The sequence below is a fragment of the Gemmatimonadota bacterium genome, from assembly GCA_021295815.1.
In the GTDB taxonomy this organism is placed as follows: domain Bacteria; phylum Gemmatimonadota; class Gemmatimonadetes; order Longimicrobiales; family Gaopeijiaceae; genus JAGWBQ01.
Window position 1 is genome coordinate 52,237 of sequence record JAGWBQ010000006.1, and the last position, 23,216, is coordinate 75,452.

Annotated in this window: 22 protein-coding genes; 4 read left to right on the forward strand and 18 right to left on the reverse strand. The window is 66.2% G+C overall.

Features of this window, described 5'->3' with window-relative positions; all coding sequences use genetic code 11:
- Positions 1–45: 45 nt before the first annotated feature.
- The 4 genes from J4G12_03375 to J4G12_03390 form a co-directional block, all read right to left on the reverse strand.
- Positions 46–654: a hypothetical protein gene (locus tag J4G12_03375; protein MCE2454846.1), complete on the reverse strand. Its 609-nt coding sequence runs from the start codon at positions 652–654 to the stop codon at positions 46–48.
- On the reverse strand, positions 651–1,400 hold the full coding sequence (locus J4G12_03380; protein MCE2454847.1) for a polyprenol monophosphomannose synthase: 750 nt from the start codon (positions 1,398–1,400) through the stop codon (positions 651–653). Before J4G12_03380 ends, J4G12_03375 begins: the two co-directional genes overlap by 4 nt.
- Positions 1,397–2,305, reverse strand: a complete 909-nt coding sequence (locus J4G12_03385; protein ID MCE2454848.1) for a formate dehydrogenase accessory sulfurtransferase FdhD — start codon at positions 2,303–2,305, stop codon at positions 1,397–1,399. The genes J4G12_03380 and J4G12_03385 overlap by 4 nt, the downstream gene beginning before the upstream one ends.
- A 147-nt stretch (positions 2,306–2,452) precedes the next feature.
- Positions 2,453–3,103, reverse strand: coding sequence for a hypothetical protein (locus J4G12_03390; protein MCE2454849.1), 651 nt, complete (start codon positions 3,101–3,103; stop codon positions 2,453–2,455).
- Positions 3,104–3,403: 300 nt separating this feature from the next.
- On the opposite strand from J4G12_03390, the gene J4G12_03395 reads away from it, so the two are divergent.
- The 4 genes from J4G12_03395 (at position 3,404) to J4G12_03410 (ending at position 8,907) form a co-directional block, all read left to right on the forward strand.
- Complete coding sequence (locus J4G12_03395; GenBank protein ID MCE2454850.1) at positions 3,404–3,553, forward strand: hypothetical protein; 150 nt, start codon at positions 3,404–3,406, stop codon at positions 3,551–3,553.
- A gap of 813 nt (positions 3,554–4,366) precedes the next feature.
- The gene (locus J4G12_03400) at positions 4,367–6,115 is read left to right on the forward strand and encodes an NAD(P)H-dependent oxidoreductase subunit E (GenBank protein MCE2454851.1); all 1,749 of its coding nucleotides are present in this window, start codon (positions 4,367–4,369) and stop codon (positions 6,113–6,115) included.
- A complete protein-coding gene (locus tag J4G12_03405; protein MCE2454852.1) occupies positions 6,115–7,278 on the forward strand; it encodes a (2Fe-2S)-binding protein in 1,164 nt (387 codons plus the stop codon). Before J4G12_03400 ends, J4G12_03405 begins: the two co-directional genes overlap by 1 nt.
- Positions 7,279–7,326: 48 nt before the next feature.
- Positions 7,327–8,907: a molybdopterin-dependent oxidoreductase gene (locus tag J4G12_03410; GenBank protein MCE2454853.1), complete on the forward strand. Its 1,581-nt coding sequence runs from the start codon at positions 7,327–7,329 to the stop codon at positions 8,905–8,907.
- 27 nt (positions 8,908–8,934) lie between these two features.
- On the opposite strand, the gene J4G12_03415 is transcribed toward J4G12_03410, so the two are convergent.
- The 14 genes from J4G12_03415 to J4G12_03480 form a co-directional block, all read right to left on the reverse strand.
- On the reverse strand, positions 8,935–10,257 hold the full coding sequence (locus J4G12_03415; protein MCE2454854.1) for a nucleotide sugar dehydrogenase: 1,323 nt from the start codon (positions 10,255–10,257) through the stop codon (positions 8,935–8,937).
- Positions 10,258–10,263: 6 nt separating this feature from the next.
- Positions 10,264–11,235 carry a glycosyltransferase family 2 protein gene (locus J4G12_03420; protein MCE2454855.1) on the reverse strand — a complete coding sequence of 324 codons (972 nt, stop codon included), beginning with the start codon at positions 11,233–11,235 and terminating at the stop codon, positions 10,264–10,266.
- Positions 11,232–12,044, reverse strand: coding sequence for a glycosyltransferase family 2 protein (locus J4G12_03425; GenBank protein ID MCE2454856.1), 813 nt, complete (start codon positions 12,042–12,044; stop codon positions 11,232–11,234). The genes J4G12_03420 and J4G12_03425 overlap by 4 nt, the downstream gene beginning before the upstream one ends.
- A gap of 19 nt (positions 12,045–12,063) precedes the next feature.
- Entirely contained in the window at positions 12,064–13,179 is a 1,116-nt protein-coding gene (locus tag J4G12_03430; protein ID MCE2454857.1) for a glycosyltransferase family 4 protein, read from the reverse strand.
- A 32-nt stretch (positions 13,180–13,211) separates the two neighbouring features.
- Positions 13,212–14,588 (reverse strand): RNA polymerase factor sigma-54, encoded by a 1,377-nt coding sequence (gene rpoN, locus J4G12_03435; GenBank protein ID MCE2454858.1) that lies wholly within the window; start codon positions 14,586–14,588, stop codon positions 13,212–13,214.
- A gap of 192 nt (positions 14,589–14,780) precedes the next feature.
- Positions 14,781–15,602 (reverse strand): LPS export ABC transporter ATP-binding protein, encoded by an 822-nt coding sequence (gene lptB / locus J4G12_03440; GenBank protein MCE2454859.1) that lies wholly within the window; start codon positions 15,600–15,602, stop codon positions 14,781–14,783.
- Positions 15,599–17,371 (reverse strand): hypothetical protein, encoded by a 1,773-nt coding sequence (locus J4G12_03445; GenBank protein MCE2454860.1) that lies wholly within the window; start codon positions 17,369–17,371, stop codon positions 15,599–15,601. Before J4G12_03445 ends, lptB begins: the two co-directional genes overlap by 4 nt.
- Positions 17,371–17,925, reverse strand: a complete 555-nt coding sequence (lptC, locus tag J4G12_03450) for an LPS export ABC transporter periplasmic protein LptC (protein ID MCE2454861.1) — start codon at positions 17,923–17,925, stop codon at positions 17,371–17,373. Before lptC ends, J4G12_03445 begins: the two co-directional genes overlap by 1 nt.
- Before the next feature lie 25 nt (positions 17,926–17,950).
- On the reverse strand, positions 17,951–18,574 hold the full coding sequence (locus J4G12_03455; protein MCE2454862.1) for a hypothetical protein: 624 nt from the start codon (positions 18,572–18,574) through the stop codon (positions 17,951–17,953).
- Entirely contained in the window at positions 18,567–19,382 is an 816-nt protein-coding gene (gene kdsA / locus J4G12_03460; GenBank protein ID MCE2454863.1) for a 3-deoxy-8-phosphooctulonate synthase, read from the reverse strand. The genes J4G12_03455 and kdsA overlap by 8 nt, the downstream gene beginning before the upstream one ends.
- Positions 19,379–21,007 (reverse strand): CTP synthase, encoded by a 1,629-nt coding sequence (locus tag J4G12_03465; GenBank protein ID MCE2454864.1) that lies wholly within the window; start codon positions 21,005–21,007, stop codon positions 19,379–19,381. The genes kdsA and J4G12_03465 overlap by 4 nt, the downstream gene beginning before the upstream one ends.
- Positions 21,004–21,789 (reverse strand): 3-deoxy-manno-octulosonate cytidylyltransferase, encoded by a 786-nt coding sequence (gene kdsB / locus J4G12_03470; protein MCE2454865.1) that lies wholly within the window; start codon positions 21,787–21,789, stop codon positions 21,004–21,006. Before kdsB ends, J4G12_03465 begins: the two co-directional genes overlap by 4 nt.
- Before the next feature lie 80 nt (positions 21,790–21,869).
- Entirely contained in the window at positions 21,870–22,538 is a 669-nt protein-coding gene (locus tag J4G12_03475) for an adenine nucleotide alpha hydrolase (protein MCE2454866.1), read from the reverse strand.
- A gap of 52 nt (positions 22,539–22,590) precedes the next feature.
- The gene (locus J4G12_03480) at positions 22,591–23,202 is read right to left on the reverse strand and encodes an aminodeoxychorismate/anthranilate synthase component II (protein ID MCE2454867.1); all 612 of its coding nucleotides are present in this window, start codon (positions 23,200–23,202) and stop codon (positions 22,591–22,593) included.
- Positions 23,203–23,216 lie beyond the last annotated feature (14 nt).

Consider the following 23,216-nt stretch of genomic DNA (forward strand, 5'->3'; position numbering starts at 1 on the left):
CTTCCCCGTCCCTGCCCCGGAGCTCCCGCGCGGTGGCCGCGGGGCCTATCGGCTTGTGCGCGTGTCCTTCCATCCCCTGACCTTTCGGTAGACCTTTCGCACGAAGGCCCGGCGTTTTTTCGCTTTCATCTGGGCGATCCCCGCGCTCGTGAACCTGCCGTCGTCGGTCACCTCCCGAAGGACTTTGATTCCGTCCGGCGGGGGCGGAAGCGGTTCCAGTTCCTCCTCGAGTTCGATCTCCAACAGCTCGAGGCCGTCGAGAGAACCCAGGAAACGGTCCAGTTCCCAGCGCCCGAGCCGCCAGCGCACCTTCTCGATCACCGCCCGGCCGGCCGCGGCGAAAAGCGCGTCGGCCACCGCAGCGTTCACGACCGACTCCGCCTCGGTCCGCCGCACGCCGGCACCCGACTTGCTGGTCACGACCGGTCCGCGTTCTTCACCGACGCGGATGCGTACCACGGGATCCACCGAGCGGACGTAGCCCTGTCGGAACAGCCTTCCCTCTCCCAATCTCGTCCAGGCCGCCGAGCTGACGCGGACGAGAAAGCGCCTCTCGATCTCGAGTCCGTCACGCCCCGGGGCCGATGACGTATCTTCGGAATCTTTACGGATTACGATCCCCTCGGGAAGAGCCGAAGCCTCCATCGCCTTCACAACCGCCCGGTGAGCTGTCGCAGTCTGAGCCACCAGACGCGCCATATCGCCTCGCGAACGATCTTCTTGGAGAGCTTGGACTCCCCGGAATCCCGCTCCGTGAAGAGAATGGGAATTTCGATCCAGGTGAAGCCCCTGCGCCAGGCTCGGAACTTGAGCTCGATCTGGAACGAATACCCGTTGGAACGGACCCGATCGAGCTCCACGGATTCCAGCACGCGCCGGTTCCAGGCGTTGAATCCGCCCGTGGCGTCGCGGATAGGCAGTCCGGTGATGGTGCGGGCGTAGAGCGAGCCGAAGAACGAGATGAGCAGGCGGCTCATGGGCCAGTTGGAGACGGTGACTCGGCCTTCCGCGTAGCGGGAACCGACCACGAAGTCGTGGTCCGTAAGCGCACGGATCATTCCCGGAAGGGAGTCCGGCGGGTGGGAGATGTCCGCGTCCATCTCGAAAATCGCGTCGTAGTCGCGTGCCAGCCCCCACTTGAAACCGGCCAGATAGGCCTTGCCGATCCCTTCCTTGCCGAGCCGGTGGAGGACGTTGAGCCTAGGCTCCGCCGCCGCCATTTCCTCGGCGATCTCGCCCGTGCCGTCCGGCGACGAATCGTCCACCACCAGGATGTCGATGCGCGGATCCTGAGCCAGAACGAGCGGCACCTTGCGCGGTACGTTGTCGCGCTCGTCGTAGGTAGGGATGACGATCAGTATGCGCGCGGGTCCTCTTCGCGGCGTGGCGGTGGCGCTCACGTAACCTCCGAAAGGCTGATGCGATCTGGGCGGGAGTAGGTGTTGAAGGAGCGATCGGTGGTGAATCCGGCGAGGGTCATGCCGAACTCCCTGGCGAACTCCACGGCGAGGCTCGACGGAGCGCCGACCGCAACGACCGCGGGCATGCGCGCCATCGCCGCCTTCTGCATGATTTCGAACGAGGCCCTGCCGGAGACGACGATCCCCAAGACCGGTCTTCGTCGGTTCGGACCTTCCCGGAGGCCGGTGGAGCTGTTCGGTTCGGCGAGGTCGATGTCACCCCTCATCGCCAGAGCCCCGACAACCTTGTCCACAGCGTTGTGTCTGCCCACGTCCTCTCGGGATACGAGGATCCTTCCGTCGGCGTCGAAGGCGGCGGCGGCGTGGATGCCTCCGGTCGCCTGGAAGACGGGCTGGGAGGCGCGCAGATCGGCGGGCAGAGCGGAGACGACCCGGGCGGGCAGGTCGAATTCGATGCCGTCCAGGTTCTCGCAGCCGAGATTCTGGACCGCTTCCAGCGACGCCTTGCCGCAGACGCCGCACGAAGAGGTGATGTAGAAATTGCGAGCGAGCGAACTCGGGTCGAACGCGCCCGGGTCGCTGAGCGTGACCGACACCACGTTGTACTCCTGGGGCGATACCTTCGCGCAGTAGCGTACGCCCCCTATGGCGGCGGCGCTCGAAACCACGCCCTCGGTGAGGAGAAAGCCGGCGGCGAGATCGAAGTCGTCCCCGGGAGTGCGCATGGTGACCGCGACGGGGGTTTCGCGCTCCACGCCCGATCCCTCCCTCCATTCGAGCCTGATCTCCATGGGCTCCTCGGTCGCTACCCGATCCTCCGGCGTCCTGACCGCTCCCTCCTCCACCCGGTTCACGCGCACGCGTCTGGACCGCCCTGGTTTCATGTCGTCTCCGCTTGCCCGCCGTTAGGGGTCTGGGATGTGGTGCCTGGAAACCTACGCAGGAAATATAGGTCAGGCAGACACCTTCCCTGCAGGTCAGGCAGACACGTTCCCGCAGGTTCGCGGCACCGCTCGGACTTTGTGAGTCGGCTACCGGCGCCCTGAGCAGGAGCTGTCGCGACCCTGGCGCGCCTGGGGCGCGGGACCGGGAGAGGGCGTCGCGCGGCGAAGAGCGGATAGCAGGCGAGCCACGAACACGGCCTGTACGCCAAGCTCGTCCCGCTCGATGAACGCCGCGAGTCCATCCGGTCCCAGAGCGCCAGGCCAATGAAACTCGGCTTCGTCAAAGGTGCCCACATACGTGCCGTCAGACGAGAAGACGTCGATCGGTCCATCCTCCTGCACGGGCTCCTCGCCGTGACGGCGCACCCAGATCTCGCCGTTCCAACCGGCCCGGACGTCCGTGACTACCGGCACCTCCGCGAAAAACCTCATGTCTTCGATAGCCTTCATTAACGGGTCCAACACCAACTCCGACCCACCGAAGTCCTCCTCTGCCTTCTTCCGCCGCTGTTCCTGCATCTCTCGGCGAATCGGTGCGTCAACGACGACCGGTGCGATCGGACGGCACACGACTCCGGTTACGCTCCCGGCCGGATCGAGGATCTTGACCTCGTATGCGGAGGAATCCACGACGAGCAAACCCCCGCCCGGCAGCCGGTCCATCTGCAACTGCGGAAAAAACGCTTCGGCAGTCTCCGGCTGGCCGGTCATGGTGGAATAGGTGATCTTGAATGTCACACCATCGCGAAGCCCTTGCTCCGCCGACCGCCATGCTTGGTAGAATGGTTCGGTCCTAACCGAGTTGTCCTCGAACACGACACGTTCGATCATCCGCGTTCGACCCGAGTCGGTAGGCACGGCCAGGAATGCCGCGTCCGAACGATTCGACGGTGTCAGGGGCGGTCGAATCCATGGTGCGGACGCGTCCACACCAACCCGAACGGCAGTCCGAAATTGCCCTGTACCGGTGAACAGCTTGAATGCCTGGTGAGACCCGTCGTAGACGGTGAGCCCGCCGTCATGTCCGACGAGGACCGTATGAATGAACCGGAACTCGCCCGGCCCGTCGCCTTCGTCGGCAAGTTCATGGACCAGCTCGCCGCCGGGGCCCACGACGACGACCCGCTTGGCTCGGCGGTCGTGAACGACGACCCCGCCGTGGGGAGTAAAGGCCACGGTCCTGACTGAGCCGAACGCGTCCCATCCGGTCGCCGACAGTTCCCCCGACCCGCCACAATTCCTCGAATCCGTCGAGAGGGATCGGACGATCTGCAGCCCCCGCGCCGGTTCCTGTGCGGCAAGCGTCGTCCCGAACCACAGCACCAACGCACAAGGTACGAACCGCCCGAGTCGGATCACGACTGGAAACCTAGGCGATTTCCAACCCAAGCGGCCAGCGAACGGTCAAGCCCCTTCTCCCGCACCAAAGTCTGATACGAATCGGAATCCACGACAGCCCACGGCGTCTGAAATCGTGGAATAAGCCATCGAGCTAGGAAGTCGCTTCGCAGGTGAGTCGCATGTCGCCTGAGTCGTAAAACGTTGTCACCACGGCCCCGTCCGGCCTCGCCCCACTTACCTGAAAACTCCGTCTTGCCAGATCGAGCCACGCCCCTTCATTAGGCGGCGGGCCTCGTGGTCACGAACCGTTTCCCGGTTGGCTCGATCACCGAGGCGCGATGGTTGGCTTGGCGATTCTTGGGTTCTCGGTCTCCCAAGGGGGGAGGCGTGTCAGGTCACCGTGGATCCTTGGTGACGGTCTTGTCTGCGTTCCAGTCCGTCCCTCGCAATGCGGGAAGTACGACGTTGCACACGTCTTGGGTCAAGCTCTTCCATTTTCCCGTTGCTGCATCGACGATCACGGGGACCAAGCCACCGAGCACGCCGCCTTCGAGCTGGCCCGGCCCGGCTCGGTCCCGAATTTCGCACGGGAAGGGATGGATGTAAGATAGATTAGGCAACCGCGCCTCCGTTCCACCCGCGAACCCCTCCGCCCACCAGATGCAGAGCCTCCCGTCGCGACCGACTGATCTCGAGCTGATCGAACGCTGGAGGGGAAGAAGCGGACCGCTCCTGCCGCTGCTTCACGAATTCCACGCGCGGGACGGCCATCTGTCCGAATCGGCGCTCTCCGCCGTCTCCGAGGGGCTGAAAATCCCCATCGCCGAGCTGTACGGCACCGTCACCTTCTATCACCACTTCGCTCGCGAGCCGGGCGGCCACGCACGCCCCAGGGTGTGCACGGGACCGGTTTGCGCGCTTCGAGGAGCCGAAGGGGTCATCACCGAGCTCCGTGCCCGAGACGAGCGTCCGACGGCGATGGCGTGTCCGGGCCGGTGCGACCTGCCGGTTCCGGTGCTTCGAGGAGACTCGGTGTTCGAGGGTCGGCCCGGGACCGGGCTAGATCCCTCCCCTTCACCGCTGCCTCCGCCTCCGGTCGAGGGCGTGACCGAGTGCGTCTTCGCCGAGATCCGAAGACCGGGACGCGCGACCCTTGCCGGATACCGGGAAAGCGGCGGCTACCGGGCGTTGGAGAGGGTCGGATCCGGGATGTCGGGGGATGAGATCATCGCCGCCGTCGACTCGAGCGGCCTGGCCGGGCGCGGTGGCGCGGGCTTCCCGACCGGGCGCAAGTGGCGTGCGGTTGCCGATGCGCCGGGACATCCGAAGTCGGTGATCTGCAACGCCGACGAAGGCGAACCCGGCTGCTTCAAGGACCGGGCTCTTCTCGATCTCGACCCTCACGCCGTCATCGAAGGCATGGCCATAGCGGCCCGCGCCACCGGCGCCCTCATCGGCATCATCTACCTGCGCTACGAATACCCGGACACCTTGGGGACGCTGGAACGGGCGCTAGAAGAGGCGCGGGAGGCAGGCTATCTGAGCCGCGCGCCCGTGGTGGATTCGCCGGCTGGCGACGCCGGCCCGCCCGGGAGCGGCGGATTCAACATAGAGGTCAGGCGCGGAGCCGGAGCCTACATCTGCGGCGAAGAGACCTCCATGCTCAACTCGATAGAGGGCAAACGCCCCTTCCCTCGCGAGCGTCCTCCCTTCCCCGTCACCCACGGCTACAACGACCTGCCCACGGTGGTGAACAACGTCGAGACCCTGGCTTCCGTTCCTCCCATCCTCGCGCGCTCCGACGGCGCCGCTTGGTATCGGGCTCTCGGCCGGGCGGGAAATGCCGGCACGAAGGTGATCAGCCTGTCGGGCGACATCCGACGTCCCGGCAACTACGAGATTCCGCTCGGCTATCCGCTGGCCCGGTTGCTGGAGGAGGCAGGCGGCCCGCCCGCCGGACGTTCGTTCCAGGCGGCGACCATGGCCGGGCTCTCGGGCGGCTTCCTCTCCCGGGACGAGATCGAGGAGGTCACGCTCGACGAGCCCTCCATCCGAGCGAAGGGTAGCTTTCTGGGCGCCGGCGGCATAATGCTCTTCGACGACTCCCGGGACATGATCGAGGTCACGCGGGGGGCGATGGAGTTCTTCGCGGAGGAATCGTGCGGCAAGTGCTTCCCTTGCAGAATAGGCACCGTGCGTCTGGTCGAGAGGCTGTCCGACGACGGGCCCGACGACCTCGCCGCCTGGCTCGAAGAGGTGGACGATCTGAATCGGACTATGAAGGAAACGAGCGCCTGCGGGCTAGGCCAGGCCGCCCCCCTGCTAACCGAGAGCCTCGTGCGTAAGTTTCCGGAGCGTGTGGAAGTCCACGTCGCCGGTGGCCCCGGCGCCATTGGAGGAGAATCGTGATGGGATCGAAAGGAACGGCGGCTGCGGAGCCGCGTGTGAACGGATTGAACGGCGCGAACGGATCGAACGGATCGAACGGCGCGAGAAGGGCGCCCCCGCCCAAGCTGGAGATCGACGGCGAAAGGGTCGCCTTCACACCCGGCGAGACCATACTCGAGGTCGCCGCCCGGAACGGCCGCTTCATTCCGACGCTGTGCTACGATCCCAGGCTGGAGCCTTTCGGCGGCTGCCGGCTCTGTGTCGTGGAATTGGAGGGTGCGCGCAACCCGGTGGCCTCGTGCGCGGCGAAGGCGAACGACGGTATGCGGGTCCGTACTCGAACCCCTCGCCTGGAGAGCCACCGGCGCACGATCATGGAGATGGTGGCGTCGGAAAACCGCGATCTCGACGTGGATCCGCTTCACGGCTACGCCTCCCAGGAAATGAGCGAACTCCTCGACCGCTACGATGCCCGGACCGGTCGCTTCCGAGGCGTCCGCTCGGGAAGCTCGCGAGAAGACGACGACAACCCGTTCATCAAGCGCGACTACGACAACTGCATCGCCTGCTACCGCTGCGTGCGGGTCTGCGCCGAACAGGAAGGCGACTACGCCATCACCGCAGCGGGCAGAGGATTCGACACGCACATCGCTACCGAGTTCGACGGCCTGCTCAAGGACTCCTCGTGCACCTTCTGCGGTCAGTGCGTCCAGACCTGTCCCACCGGCGCGTTGGGCGACCTGAAGGCGCTCGCGCACCGCGACCTTCCCGGGGAGACCAAGACCACGAGGACGGTTTGCACGTATTGCGGCGTAGGCTGCGCGGTGGACGTTCTCAGCCGAGACGACAGGATCGTGGGCGTGCTTCCGGCGATGGACGGACCGGCCAACGAGGGAGCTCTCTGCGTCAAGGGCCAGTTCGCGTTCGACTTCGTTCACCACGCCGACCGCCTCAGGACGCCCTTCGTGCGAGATCCGGAGAACGGCGAGCTCCGCTCCGCCACCTGGAACGAGGCGCTGGACCGTGCGGCCCAGGGCATCGGAGACGCGGTGAAGAAGCACGGAAGAAGGTCGGTGTACGGCATCGCGTCCGGCAGGGCTCCTCACGAGGCGGCCTACATGATGCAACGCCTCATCCGGGGAGGGTTCGGCACCAACAACATCGACAACTGCAGCCGTGCCTGACACGCTCCCACGGTCGCCGGTCTGGCGACGAGCATCGGACTGGGAGCCATGTCCAACCCTCTCCGCGACATGGACAAGCCCGATGTGATCTTCTGCATCGGCACCAACATGACCGAATGCCATCCGGTCGCCGCCACGCGGCTGAAAAAGGCCCTCCGGCGCGGCGCGAAGATGATCGTGGCCGATCCCCGGCGCATCGTCCTCGCCGAACTGGCCGACCTCTACCTGCCCATCCGCGTGGGCTCCGATGCCGCGCTCCTGCTGGCCATGGCCCACGTGATCGCTCGCGAAGGGCTGGTCCGGGAGGCGTTCGTGGACGGTCGCACCGTGGGTGCGGCGGAATTCCTCGACCACGTGGCTCGCTTTCCTCCCGAGTGGGCCGCACCGGTCTGCGAGGTTCCGGCCGCCGACATCGAGAGGGCGGCGCTCATGTACGGGGCAGCGGATCGCGGAGCCGTCTACTACACCCTCGGGATCACCGAGCACATCTGCGGCGTCGACAACGTGCAGAGCCTGTGCAACCTCGCGCTCATGACCGGAAACATCGGTCGCGAAGGCACCGGCGTGAATCCGATGCGCGGCCAGAACAACATCCAGGGCGCCGGGGACTCCGGTGCGCTGCCGAACAACTTCTGCGGATTCCAGGGAGTCGTCGTTCCCGAGCACCGCGACAAGTTCAGCGCCGCCTACGGACGCGAGATCGATCTCGAAGAGGGAATGACCAAGATCGCGGCGCTCGAACACTGCGGCGGCCGGATACGGGCCATGGTCATAGACGGCGAGAACACGGTGGTAACCGATCCCGACCGGAAACACTGCCAGCACGCGCTCGAGTCGCTCGACTGCCTCGTCGTGATCGACATCTTCATGACCGAGACCGCCAAGCTGGCCGACGTGGTCTTCCCGGCGACGGCGTGGGGTGAGACCGACGGCGTTTGCGCGAACACCGAACGGCGAGTGCAGCGTCTGAGGGCCGCGGTCCCGCCGGCCGGCGAGGCGAAGCCGGACTGGTGGATCATCTCGCGTCTGGCTCGGCGGATGGGTTTCGAAGGGTTCGATTTCGACTCCGCCAAGGAGGTCTTCAACGAGCTCTGCTCGCTATCTCCCACTTACGCGGGTCTCGACTGGGACCGGATCGCCGACGGAGCCTTCCATTGGCCGGTTCCGACTAGCGGACACCCGGGCACTCCCCGGCTTCACGAGCACGAGTTCCCGAACGGTCGAGGCATCTTCAAGCTCATCGAGTATCGCGAACCTGCCGAGGTCCTCTCCGACGAATTCCCGATCTGGCTCACGACCGGAAGACGGCTGGCCTCTTACCACACCCGCACTCAGACCGGACGCTCGGCCGGGATCGAATACCTCCTCTCCGAGGAATCGCTCGAGGTGAACCCCGCGGACGTCGCCGGACTCGGCCTCGCCCACGGCGGCTGGGCGGAGATGAGGAGCGCTCGCGGAGCGGTGCGCATCCGGGTGAAGGAGACCGATCGCTCCCCGCCCGGTACCGTGTTCGCCTCGTTCTCGTTCGACGACGTGCCGGTGAACATTCTTACCGGCGGCGGCTACGATCCCGTGACCGAGACCCCGGAGCTCAAGGTCTGCCCGGTGTCGGTGACGGCCGCAGAGTAGCGGCGGGTCCCTTGGTCCTTTGGTCCCCTACCCTTTCACGATCCAGGGATCGCTTCCGAAGGGCGTATTCGCACCGTCGGTCGAGGAGACGCTCCTGACGGCCCGCCGGGTGTCCACCAGCGCCTTCGCTCGGCCGAATACGCGTCGGTAATCGACGTCGGAGTGGTCGGCGAGGATGACGACGACGTCGTGAGCCGCCAGGGTCTCGTCGGTCAGAGGAATCGAACGCAGCTCGTCGTGGTCGCCGGTTCGCCAGACCGGCACGTGCGGGTCGTGGTAGCCGATCTCCGCTCCGTCGGCCGCGAGCAGTCGGCGGACGTCGAACGCGGGCGATTCACGCACGTCGTCGATGTCTCGCTTGTAGGCGACTCCGAGGAGGAGCACGCGCGCACCGTTCACCGGCTTCCCCGCCCGGTTGAGGACGGTGCGCACCTTGCCGGCGACGAAGGCCGGCATCTCGGCGTTGATCTCGGAGGCGAGGTCGATGATGCGGGTCCGGTATTCGAGGGTTCGCATCTTCCACGCCAGGTAGTGCGGATCGACGGGGATGCAGTGGCCACCGAGTCCGGGACCGGGCGTGAAGCTCATGAAGCCGAACGGCTTGGTGGCTGCGGCCTCGATGACCTCCCAGATGTCGACCCCGAGCTTGTCGGCGATGATCGCCGCCTCGTTCACCAGCGCGATGTTGACGGCCCGAAACGTGTTTTCCAGGATCTTCGTGAACTCCGCGGCCTCGGTCGAGGAAACCGGGACGAGTTCGGTGAGAAAGCGGGAGTAGAGCTCGATCCCCGCCTGCGCGCACTCCGGCGTGATGCCGCCGATCACCCGCGGAGTGTTGGCGGCGTCCCAGACCGCGTTGCCGGGGTCGATGCGCTCGGGAGAGAAGCAGAGGTGGAAATCGCGCCCAGCCCTGAGCCCGTCGCGTTCGAGAATCGGCCGCACCAGGTCGCGGGTGGTGCCCGGGTAGGTGGTGGACTCGAGAACTACGAGCATTCCCGGCGCGAGCGCGGCGGCGACCGCCTCCGAGGCCGCGACCACGCTGGAGACATCCGGATCTCCGGTTTTCGAGAGCGGGGTGGGCACGCAGATCGAGATCGCCGAACACTCCTTCATGCGCGTCGTATCGGTCGTCGCCTCGATGAGGCCGGCCGACACCGGGGCGGCCAAGGCCGCCGAGTCGACGTCGCCGACGTGAGACTCGCCGCGATTGACTCCGACCGCGACCTCCGGCAGGACGTCGAATCCGATCACGCGCACTCCCTTCGCGGCCGCCTTGACCGCCAGCGGCAGCCCGACGTAGCCGAGACCGACTATTCCCAGCACGGGGTTCGCTTCCGTTCGCTCGGCCACGACGCGTCAGGCCCCGCCCGAGCCGTCGGATCCGGGGTCGCGGTCCCGTCTGCGGAACTCCCTCACCTCGTGACGGAGCTGAGCCACCTGCTCGCTCACCAGCCCGAATCCGACCAGGAGCGCACCGATGGTTAGGAGGAGCGCCGAAAGGTAGAGCAGCGGCCGGTAACCGAAAGATGGCGCGACCGGCGTGAAACCCAGCGCCGAGTGGATGAAGCGCATATAGAACGACACCGCTCCGACGAGTCCGCCCGCGAAGCCGATACCGAGCCCGGCCGAGCCGAAGAAGAGGAGAGGCTTGCGCGAAAAGAAGAGGAGAAACGCGACCGAAGCTAGGTCCAGGGTGCCGACCAGCACACGCCCCAGCCCCCGGTACTTGGAGACCCCCGCCCTTCTGTCATGGAGCACGATGTCGATCTCGGTCACCGACGCCCCGCGAGCGTGGGCCAGCACGACGAAGAAACGGTGCCAATCGTGGCGTAGGACCAGCCCCTCGATGACGGAGCGTCTGAACGCCTTCATCGAATTGAGATCGGATACCGGCACCGAGAAAAGGCCTCGGGAGAGGCGGTTGTAGATCCCGGAGACCATCTTCTTGTCGTAGGCGCCGACCTTCCGTCCGGTGACTATGTCCCATCCCTCCCCGAGCTTGGCCAGAAAGCGTGGGATCTCGTCGGGCGAGTGTTGGAGGTCCGCGTCGAAGATCACGATGTGCTGCCGTTCGGTGGCCCTGATCCCGGTGAGCATCGCCTCGGTCTTGCCGCGGTTCGTGTCGTGTTCCACCACCTTCAGCGCCGCCCAGCCCTTAGCCTCTTCCCTGACCTTCGCTGCGGTCCCGTCCGTGGATCCGTCGTCGACGACGACGATCCGGCCCTCGAGGCCGTGTGCCTTCCAGGCCTTGCGCAGCTCCCGGACGAGATCGGCGGCCACCTCCACCTCGTTGAAGGCGGGGACGACCAGCGCGAAGTCCGCGGTCATTTCCCGGTCTCCGGATTTCGCTCTCTCCACGGGTCCCGGTCCGGACGCTTCCACCTCTTGGCCTTGGGGCCCAGGATATTGAACTGCAGGATCGCGCGCAGGGCCCGAACGCCGTCCCGCCAACCGATCTTCTTCCCTTCCTCGTAGGAGCGTCCGTGGTAGGAGATGGGGAGCTCGACGACCCGGGCCCTGGACTGCGCGAGGCGGGCCGTGATCTCGGGTTCGATGGTGAAGCTCCTCGCAGTCAGCGGAAGCGTGCGCAGCAGGTCGCGGCGAATGACCTTGTAGCAGGTCTCGATGTCGGTCAGTCGCAGGTTGGTGAACGCGTTGGAAACGGTGGTGATGACCCGGTTCCCGACGTGGTTCCAGTAGTAGTAGGTGTTCTGCCGAGGTCCGGTGAAGCGCGAGCCGTAGACCGCGTCCGCAAGGCCCTCGACGATGGGTGCGACCAGGCTGGGCAGTTGGACGGGATCGTACTCCAGGTCGGCGTCCTGCACCGCGACGATGTCGCCGGTCGCACGCTCGAAACCCGCCCGCAAGGCCGCGCCCTTGCCCCGGTTGCTCGGCAGGAGCACGAGAACGTCGATCAGCTCGGTGCGTTCGAGCTTCCTGAGCAGATCGCGGGTTCCGTCTACCGAACCGTCGTCCACCACTATCACCTCGAGGTCGAGCGGCAGAGTGCGCACGCGCCTAAGCAGCCTCTCCACGGTGGCGAGCTCGTTGTAGCACGGGACCACCACCGACAGCGAGACGGCGAAAAGAGCCTGCGGAAGCTCCAGCTCGCCCCCTGGGAAATCGGGGCTCGGCATGCTCCAGTGGCCGTGGGGGTCAGACATGGCCGTTCGCCTCGGGTTCCCTTCCGGCCGCCCCGACCAGGATTTCTTCCATCTTCTCGGTGGCTCTCTCCCAGGACAGCGACTCGGCGAAACTGCGCGCTCTTCGACCCATCGCCTTGCGTTCGCTCCGGTTTTCGACCAGACGACGAATGGCGGCGGCGAGTTCGCGTTCGTCGCCATGGGGGACGAGTACCCCGGTCTCGCCGTCGCGCACCGATTCTCTCAGGCCCGGAGAGTCGCTGGCGACGCTCGGCGTGGCGCAGGCTGCGGCTTCGACCACGGTTATGCCCCAACCCTCCTTCGGCGACGGAAGCACGTGCAGCCACGCGCTCCTGTAGAGTTCGAGCTTCCGGTCCTCCGACACGAATCCCAGGAAGCGGACCCGCTCTTCGAGACCGAGCTCGCCGCCGAGTCTCTCCAGTTCCCGCCGCGCGACGCCGTCTCCGGCGACGATCACGTTCACCGGGGTATCGGAGCGATCAAGCATGGCGGCGGCCCTCAGGAGGACGTCCACGCCCTTGTAGCGCGCGAGTCGACCCAGGTAGAGGACGGTGGGACGGGAGGTCCGGACCGCTTCGGGCGCGGGCGTGTAGCGTTTCGCATCCACGCCGTTGTGCACCACCGAGATAGGCGCTTTCAAGCCGCGCGCTCTCAGGTCCGCCCTGGTGCTCTCGGACACGGCGATCGCGGGCAGCCCCTTGAACACCCTCGGGATCGGGCGTTCGAGCAGCCAGGTGGCGGCGGCCAGCGCCGGGTTCGCTTCCGAAAACGCGGTTCGTCCGAAGAGATGATGGAAGAGCGGGACCACGGGCCGGCCGCACCAGAGCGGCGAGAAAAGCGGCACCTTGTTCAGGTCTTCGACCACAACGTCGAATCGCCTTGGAGCCAGGCGCTCGCGGTAATAGACCGGAGCGTGCGCCGAAAACGTGTACCTGCCGCCGGTGCGATGGATCTCCATGCCGTCGAGCTCGGCTCGCAGGGCGCCGCCGCGAAAGCCGGAGACCAGGAGCGTGACCTCGTGACCCCGCGCCGCCATGCGCCCGAAGGTCTCGTGCAAATGCACCTCGGCTCCGCCGGCGCGCGGGTTCTCGGCGTCCTGCCAGTTCATCACGAGGATCCTCAGGGATCCGGCAGCGTCCCTCACAGCCGCTTCCTCATTCGCGCAGGCCGGATGCCCAGACGATCCCGGTATTTGGCGACCGTGCGCCGAGCCACTCGGATGTCCTTCTCCGCCAGGAGGGCGGCGAGCTTCGAGTCGCTGAGAGGCTTGTCGGCGTCTTCCTGCTCGACGAGCGTCCGGATCTCCGCCTGGACCGCGGTCGAGGAGATCTTGCCGCCGTATTTCATGGAGACGGACGACGAAAAGAAGTAACGAAGCGGAAAGACGCCCCTGGGCGTGCTCACGTACTTGTCGTGGGTGGCGCGCGAAACGGTGGACTCGTGCATCCCGGTGGCCTCCGCGACGTCGGCCAGCGTCATCGGTTCCAGGTACTTTTCCCCCCGGTCCAGGAACTCCCGCTGGCGTTCCACGATGCACTCCATGACCCGGACGATGGTTCGACGACGCTGCTCGAGGGCCTGCACCATCCACTGGGCGGCGCCCAGACGTTCCGTAATGAAAGTGCGGCTTTCGTCGTCCAGCCTGCCGCTCAGCACGGTGTCGCGATAGCTGCCGGAGATGCGCAGTCTGGGCACCGTCCCGTCGTTCAGGAACACCTGATACTCCCCGTCCGCTTCGGTCACGGCAAGGTCGGGGACGACTATGGGCGCGGCTCCTTCGGAGAAGGCGGCTCCCGGTCTGGGATTGAGCCCGGCGAGCTTCCCGACCACCATCCGTACTCTGGCTTCGGGAACGCCGAGATCGAGCGCGATCCTGGTCCAGCTCCGGTTGAGAAGGCTGGAGTAGTGCCGGTGCAGCACGAGATACTCGAGCGTGTGCTCCCTTCCCTCTCGCCAGAGCTGGATGAGCAGCGCTTCCGATCGGCTCGGGGCCCCGACTCCCGGCGGATCGAAGCCCTGGAGAGTCGTTAGCGCCTCTTCGGCCTCCGTCGGCGTGTACGGGGGGTGGTCATCCGCCGCCTCCCGGTCGTGCCAGGCATTCAGGAGGGCGACCGCCTCTTCCAGGCTGGCGGTCAGAAAGCCGTCGTCGTCCAGGTGCCACACCAGCTCCTCGCAAATTCTGGCGACCCGCGGATTCAGGGTCGTCTCGCCGATCTGTCCCAGAAGGTGATCGCGCAGGTCGACCTTCGCTACCGCGACGGGTTCCACGTAGTCTTCGGAATCCTGCGGCGCGGCTATCCGGCCGGTGTGGGGCGCGTCGTCGAGGAGCACCTCCTCCCAGTCGATCTCGTCTTCGTCGCCGTCCTCCTCGCCCTCTCCGAGCTCGACGAGCATCTCCTCGTCAGCCTCTTCGAGCTCCAGAAACGGGTTCGCGTAGAGAGTCTGCTCCAGATGCTGACGCAGCTCGGGCATCGCCATCTGGATCAGGTCCATCTGCCGGTAGAGCTGCGGCGCCATTTTTTGGCGCTGCTGCTGCTTTAGGCCTTGGATACCGGACAGCGCCGGCGGTCGATTAACCAACGATCAGTCGAGCCGGGTTCGGCTCGGCTCGGAACGGCCCTCGGCCGTCACGGGATCTAGCCGCTCTCGGCCGGCGAACGGGACTGGCCGCGGTCCGCTAGGCGATCGGGCGAGGCTGTCCACGGGCCGCTAGGCGGAGGCTGCGGCGAGGGTCGGCTCCGGATAGCGCTCGCGCATGCGGGCGGTGAGTGTGGGTCCCAGGTAGATGTCGGCCACTTCGTCGTTCCAGACCAGCTCGCTCACGTTTCCCGCGACACGGATGCGCCCCTCGTACATTATGTAGGCCCGGTCGACGATCTCGAAGGTCTGCTCGACGTTGTGATCCGAGATCACGACTCCCATCTCACGGCTCTTGAGGCCTCTCACGATCGACTGGATGTCGTTGACCGCGATCGGATCGATGCCGGCGAAGGGTTCGTCCAGCAGCATGAATTTCGGGCTGCGCACCAGAGCCCGGGTGATTTCGAGACGTCGGCGTTCGCCTCCGGAGAGCGAGTACGCCTTGAGCTTGCGCAGCCCCGTCAGCCCTAGTTCGGCCAGAAGCGAATCCAGGCGGGCCAGTCGTTCCTTTCTTGAGAGTTTCAGGGTCTCGAGGATGGCGAGCACGTTCTGCTCCACCGTGAGCCGGCGGAATACCGACGGCTCCTGAGCGAGGTACCCGAGCCCCTTGCGCGCCCTCTTGTACATCGGGGTTCGAGTGATATCCTCGCCGTCGAGCTCCACTTTGCCCGCATAAGGGGCGATAAGCCCTACCAGCATGTAGAACGTGGTGGTCTTGCCCGCTCCGTTCGGTCCCAGAAGTCCCACGATCTCGTTCCTGCGCACCCGGATGTCCACCTCGTCGACGACCCTTCGACGCCGGTAGATCTTCGTCAGGCCGGTACCCTTGAGTTCCACGGTGCGGCTGCCGGCGGGGTCTGAGTCGACTGCGGTGACGGGCTCGGAGTTCATCTGCGTCTGGTGTGTGGTGATGCTTCCGGTCCGCTCGGCGGAGCCGGCGACCGTTCGTCTCCGGCGGGCGCTCGACTCCCGGCTGCGGCGGACGGATACGCTGCGGTCAGAGTGTCCGTTCGGATCACGGTGTCCGCGCTGTCTGTTTCGGCCGTGGCGTTCGCGGTGTCGACCCTGATGCTGTCGGGGCCGGAGAAGGGCTCGAGGTGCAGCCCCCGGGCCGAACCTTCGGTAAGGAGTTCCCACACCTCGCCGTCGTCCATGACGATGGTGATTTCGGAAGCGGTCACATAGTGGATACCGGGAGCGAGAAGGGCGGTGTCGGCTTCGGCGGAGTCCGGAGTCGGGGGGTCGATCCGATAAACGCTGCTCGCTCGTCCCGAGGCGGTTACCCGGTCGACCCGCGCCTCGTCGCGATCGGTGGTGGCGAGCGACGGAGTCTCTGGCGGCAGAAAGATTATCTTGACGGAGTCCCCTTCGATCCAGTCGCTCCGGGCGATTTCAGGGAGCCCTTCGACGTCGAGCTCTCGGCCGCTGGAAACCACCCGGGCGTTCCCCACGGCAACAATGTTCTCGAGAATCTGGTTCGGAGAGATGGCCCGGAGGAAGTCCCCCGAGACGGTGAAGGCTCCTGACACGGCCACTGGACGCTGCGGCCCTGCGGTAGCTGGTTCGCCCGACTCGTCCGGCGGTTCCGCGGCGATCCGGTCGGCCAGGGAGCTGTTCGCGGGCGCTTGCATGCTCGCGCTCAGACCCATCACGACTCCGCCATCGACATCGATCGAGAGCCAGGGAGCCGCGACCTCGATGCCCGTGCCCGAGAGCCGAGCGTCGCCGACGGCGGTGAGCCTGTCGATGCGTCCGATGACCGAGAGATCGATCACTGCCCCGGTGACCTCGTAGCCGCTGTTCTCGACTGTGGCCGACCCAAGGAGCCTCAGGCCGGTCGAATCGGAGTATTCGGCGGTGTCGCCCCGGGCGACCAACGAATCCCTCCGGACCACGGCGTTCCCTGAAGCCTGCAGGAACGAGCCGCCCAGTATGAGGATCCTGTCCGACACGATGTCGTAGCTGATCGGTTCCGTCGGTTCGGGTTCGACCGCAGGGACCGTGCCGGGCGAAGCTCCCTCGACATCGTCGGCGGTTTCGGTCTCTCCTCCCACCTCGACGGAGACCCCGGGGTCTCCGACCGCGGGGTCCGCGAACGCCGCTCCCGCATCCTCGGAGTCGGGGCTCTCGGCTGCGGCCGCCGGGTTCACGGTGATCCTGGTCACCGGGCGGATACCGTCGGGCGCCATGGTCACCCGCAATTGAGCCTGGGGCCTGAAATCGTTTGCCAGCAGGTAGTCGAGGATGCCGTTGGCGATCGTGAAACCCTGCACGGTATCGGTGAGGATCATGTTCCCCCTTGCCTCTATCCGCCCCACCCTCGGAAGGTAGCGCACGTCGTCGGCTTCAAGCTCGCCGGTTCCGTCCAGCAAGCGAACGTTGCCCAGGAAGTGATGATTGTCCTCGTTGGCGAACGAGATCGCCGAGTCGGCCCAGAGCTCGATACCGCTGTCGCAGCGCATGTGCGGGGACGAGTAGTAGCTGATGAGCTGGGAGCCGACGGTCATGATGCGCACGTCGGTGTTCCGGCTCGCAGGCACGCAGCCGCCCACGCCGATCACCTGAGGTGCGATCGGACCCGAAACGGCGGCGGAGACGGCGAGGACGACCGGGAGGACCGCGAGCGGAGATCGGAGGACGCGAGAAGGGCTGCGGCGCATCACGGAAACCGACGGCTACCGATGCCGCGGATCCGCACATCCGTGAATTCCAGATCCGATTCGAATGACGACCCCCGAACTGGGACCCCGTTCGGCTTGGTCTGCGTGGTGGGCAAGTCGCTCCAGATTCGGTCCAGATCGGGGTCGTAGTGGAGTTCCTGGCTCTCGATGCGGCTGCCGTCGGCGCTGACTACGAAAACCGCGTCGCCGCGCGCGGTCATCCGGTTGGTCTGACGGTTCCATTCTCCGTAAGCGGCGGTCACCGTTCCCCTTGCGGTCCCGTTGTCGGAGTAGAAGACCACGTCGATTCCGTGGAGCCGGACGGTGGTGGAGTCGTCGAACATGTAGGCCGTGTCGGCCATGATGCGGCCCTGACGTACCCCGTCCGTGGTCATGTAGGTGGTCATGCCGTAGATGGCGTAGTCCGCAGGGAGTTCGGTGAGTTCCCGCCCGGCCACAGGACCTTCGGAGCCGACCTCGCACGAGGCCGTTCCGAGGACCGAGGCGAAGAGGAGCGCGACTCCGGCGGTCGGGAAAGAGGTGTGCGATCGCATGGCGGCTTCTACACTTCGAGGTAGGCTAGTTTCCTGCAAGATGGGAGCCGGACCGCGCGGCGACGTACGCGTCCGCGACGGAATCGAGCGTTCCCTGCGCGGTCAGAAGCGCGTCCGTGAACTCCCGGGCCGCACCGTGTCCTCCCTCGAGCTTGGAGCGCCAGTGCGCCAGACGGGATATCTGCGGGACGGCGTTTCGCACGGCCGCTCGCAGTCCCACCCTTTCGAAGACCGCCATGTCGGGGAGGTCGTCGGCGAGCATGGCCACCTCGGCCCACCTCAAGCCCTTGCGTTCCAGAAGCTCCGCCACCACCGGGACCTTGTACGCCCCTTCGATCTGGTGGCATTCGGCCACGCCGAGCTCCGCCATGCGCAGGGCCGTCGCCTCGGATACCCTGCCCGATACCGCCGCCACCTCGATTCCGGCCCACATAAGCATCTTCATGCCGAATCCGTCCTGGATGGAGAAGCGCTTGAATTCGACGTACGGTACGCTCGACCGACCTTCGTCGCCCGTACTCCCGCCCACATAGACTCCGCCGTCGGTGAGGACGCCGTCGACGTCGAAGACCACGAGGCGGATGGGGCGGGCGAGCTCGGCGGAGATCGGGTTCTCGGCGCGGCTGTTTCGCCGCCGACCGCTAGACATCGTAGTCGAGGGCCTCCCTCAGCCTGCAAATCTCATCCAGAAGTACACGGAGCCGAGCGAGCGGGAGCATGGTGGCCCGGTCGGAGGGAGCGGAGCCGGGCTCCGGGTGCGTTTCCACGAAAAGGCCGTCGCAGCCGGCCGCGACAGCGGCTCTGGCGAGCGCAGGCGTGTGTTCCGGCTTCCCCCCGGTGAGGCGGGCTCCCGGCCGCTGGACCGAATGAGTGGCGTCGAACACGGCCGGACAGGCGCACGCCTCACCGATTCTTGCAAAGGAGCGCATGTCGACGACCAGGTCCCCGTATCCGAAGGCGCTGCCGCGCTCGGTGACCGCGACCTCGTTCGCTCCGCCGCGCCGCAGCTTGTCCACGGCTCCCGCCATCCCTTCGGGAGTCATCCATTGTCCCTTTTTCACGTTCACGGGAAGCCCGGTCGCCGCGGCCGCCGTGAGGAGGTCGGTCTGGCGGCAGAGGAAGGCCGGGATCTGGAGGGCGTCCACGGACTTCGCGGCTCGTTCGGCCTGACCTGGTTCGTGGATGTCGGTAAGGACGGGAAGTCCGGTGGCGTCGCGCACCCGTTCGAGTGCGGCGAGTCCGGCCTCGATCCCTGGGCCTCGGGCCGAGTCGAATCTCGTTCGGTTCGCCTTGTCGAACGATCCCTTGAAGATGGCGGGAACGCCGAGATCGGTCGCGGCCCCGGCGAGCTCGCGGGCGACGGCGAGGTTGAGGCGGTCGTCCTCGAGCGCGCAAGGTCCCGCGATGATGAAGAACCTATCGAACACGTGGTGGCGACCGCCGCCGGAGGGCGTCACGTGCCCTTCAGAAGGGAGCCCTGCTCGAAAGAGGCCGCGACGAACTCGGTGAAGAGGGGATGCGGCGACGTGGGACGGCTCTTGAGCTCCGGATGGAACTGGCCCGCGACGAACCACGGGTGGTCGCCGAGTTCGATTATTTCCACGAGACCGCCGTCCGGCGACAGTCCGCTGATCGTCAGGCCGTTTTCGGCGAAGAGACCGCGATAGTCGTTGTTCACCTCGTAGCGATGCCGGTGGCGTTCGTGGACGACTTCCTCGCCGTAGACGGCTCGCGCGCGGGTGCCCGCCACCAGCCTGCACGGGTAGGCGCCCAATCTCATGGTGCCGCCCTTGTCCGTCACCTTGAGCTGGGAATCCAGAAGTCCGACGAGGACGTGCTCGGCGGCCGGATCGAACTCCGACGAGTGAGCGTCGCGGAGGCCGCAGACGTTGCGTCCGAACTCGATCACCGCGCACTGGAGCCCCAGGCAGATGCCGAGGAAAGGCATCCTGCCTTCGCGAGCGCAGCGCACCGCGTCGATCATGCCTTCGATGCCGCGTTCTCCGAAACCGCCCGGGATCAGCAGACCGTCGAAGTCGTCGAGATAGTCGGCGGCCCTACCCTCGAGCATCTCCGAGGAGAGCCAACTGAGCTCCACCTTCAGGTCGTTGGCGATGCCCCCGTGGATGAGGGCCTCCTGCACCGACTTGTAGGCGTCGACGAGGTCGGTGTATTTGCCGACCACCGCGATCCGGGTCGATCCGCTCTTGGGCCCGCGGATTGCGGAGACGATGGACTCCCACGCCGAGAGATCGGGTTCCCCCACCTCGAGGCCGAGCCGGTCGCAGACGAACCCGTCGAAACCCTGCTCCCGCAGACTGAGCGGCACGGCGTAAATAGTGTCGAGATCGATAGCCTCGATCACCCCGTCTTCCGGCACGTTGGTGAAGAGAGCGATCTTGCGGCGCACCTCGGGAGGAAGCGGATGCTCGGTTCGGCAGATGAGCGCGTCCGGTTGGATACCGATCTCCATCAGCTCGCGGGCGGAGTGCTGGGTGGGCTTCGTCTTGAGCTCGCCTGCGGCCTTCAGATAGGGGATGAGAGTGACGTGAACCACCATCACGTCGGCGCGGGAGGACTCCGCCCGAAACTGACGGATGGCCTCCAGGAATGGTAGCGACTCGATATCGCCCACCGTGCCCCCGATCTCGGTTATGACCACGTCGTGGCCCGGCGCCACCTTCGAGATGCGGGCCTTGATCTCGTCGGTGACGTGCGGAATGACCTGAACGGTGGATCCCAGGTAGTCGCCCCTGCGCTCCCTGGCGATGACAGACTGGTAGACTCTGCCGCTCGTGACGTTGTTGGCCTGCGAGAGGGGTTCGTCGATGAAGCGCTCGTAGTGCCCCAGATCGAGGTCGGTCTCCGCGCCGTCGTCGGTCACGTAGACCTCGCCGTGCTGGAAGGGCGACATGGTGCCCGGATCGACGTTGATGTAGGGATCGAACTTCTGGATCGTGACCCGGTAGCCGCGCTCCTTGAGCAGCCGCCCGAGCGAAGCCGCGGTGATTCCCTTGCCCAGAGCGGACACGACGCCTCCGGTCACGAAGATGTATTTGGTGGCTCGTGATTCCGGGTTCATGTCATTTCCGGACCCACCTCTCCGGTAAGCGGCTCTTCTCGTAACATCGCTTCGACCTTTGGGACGTCGCCTGGAGTGTCCACGCCTGGAGCCGCCGCCGAAACCCGGGCCACGCCCATGGCGATCCCGTGAGCCAGCGGACGAAGCTGTTCAAGCGAGCGCTCCCTCTCTGCTTCAACCGGATCTAAAGATACCCAGTTGGCGAGCCCGGATGGCGAGTAGGAATAGATGCCCAGGTGCCGCCCCACTCTCCCGTCCCGCAAGGTCTCGTCGGAAATGCCGTCCGGAAGGGCCCGGTCGAACCAGAGGGCTGCGCCGTCGTGGTCCGTTCCCACCTTGACCGCCGCAGGGTCGTCGAAATCGCACTCGGCCAAGGGCGCGGCGCAGGTTCCCAGCGGCCACTTTCCCGACGCCACCAGCTCGACCGCCGCCCGGAGGTGGGATTCCCTGACCAACGGCTCGTCCCCTTGAATGTTCAGAATCACGTCGTGATCCCGGTAGGCCGGACGGATCGCGACCTCGGCCACGCGTTCCGTGCCGGAACGGTGTTCGGCGGAGGTCAGCTCCGTTCGGGCGCCCAGCGAGCGGCAGAGCGAGGCGACCTCGGCGGCGTCCGTGGCCACCACCAGCTGATCGAGCAGGGGCATGGCTCGGGCTCTTCGCCAGACCCATTCCACGAGAGGACGTCCGAGAAGGGGGTGCAGAGGTTTCCTAGGCAGGCGGACCGAGTCGAGGCGGGCGGGGATGACTCCGAGAACGCGGGGGCGAGCGCTTCTGTGCACCGGCTGCTAGCGGCCCGTGGTGAAACCCGCGCGAGCGCCGAGAGCGGCGAAGCGCCGCGACGGCAAGGCGCGATGAAGGTTCAAGCCAAGGACTCCAGGTCGCAGAATGCGAATCCGTCGCGCTCCACCACCTCGCCGCGCGTGACCGGGATGGAACGGGAAAGGATGGGTCCGGCGCTGACGAAGGTGTGGAATTCGCCGTTCTCGCCGCAGGGGTCCGCCGACCCGGGCAGGTCGGCCAGGAAGTCGGCGTCGAATGGACGCCCGGTGAAGGAAACGTCCAGCATGGTCAGGCTGACGCACACGGTCACCGCCTCGAAGCCGTCCCGAATGAACGATCTCGCCAGCCGTGTGCTGGGCCGCTGCCAGAGCGGGAAAACCGCCTTGAGGCCGTGGGATGCCAGCTGTCGCTCACGGTACTCTCGCAGGTCCTCGAGGAAAATGTCGCCGAACGCGATCCGGCGGATGCCGGTTGCATGCTGGCGGTCGAACTCGCGCCCCATGGCGCGTTCGTAGACCATGTTCGAGGACTCGGGGGGCACGGATACCTCGACCAGAGGGATGCCGAGCGATTCAGCTTGGGCATGCACCAGCGAGCGCCGTACGCCGTGCATGCTGACTCGGTCGTAGGCGTCGGTCACGGTGGTGATCAGCGTCTCCACAACATAGCGGTCCCCCCGCAAGAGGGCCTGCAAGGCCAGCATACTGTCCTTGCCGCCGCTGAAGCACATCGCGATGGGCTCTCTCATGAGCGGGGTTCCCTCTCTCGCTCGGGTGGTGATCCGGCTCCAGGTATGGAAGTCAGCCCCGCCTGGTGCATTCGTTCCCGGACCGCTGGAGCTCCAGGAAGGCGCGCAGCAGATCCCTTCCGTGGTCGCTGAAGAGGGACTCGGGGTGGAACTGCACTCCCCACAGCGGAAGTTCGCGGTGGCGCATGGCCTGCACCTCGTCCCGGTCGTCGCTCTCGTCGCTCCAAGCCACGGCCACGAGCTCATCGGGCAGGGATTTCGAGTCGGATACGAGCGAGTGGTAGCGGGCGGCGGTGAAGGGCGAGGGAAGGCCGCGAAAGATGCCGCTGCCGTCATGTCGGATCCTGCCCACCCTGCCGTGCATGGTCCGCCGGGCCCTGATCGTCCGTCCGCCGAACGCCTCGCCCAGGGCCTGATGCCCCAGGCATACCCCGAGCATGGGCGTGCCGGTGCGCCCCAGTCTGCGAAAGGCCTCGATGCTGACACCGGCGTCCCCAGGGGTGCACGGTCCGGGCGAGACCACGACGTGTGACGGGCGGAGCTCCGCGAGCTCGGTGGCGTCGAGAGCGTCGTTCCGCACCACATGCGGCGACTTGCCCTGTTCACCCAGGTACTGCGCCAGATTGAAGGTGAAGGAGTCGTAGTTGTCGATTACGAGGAGCATCCCGGTCCAGGGTG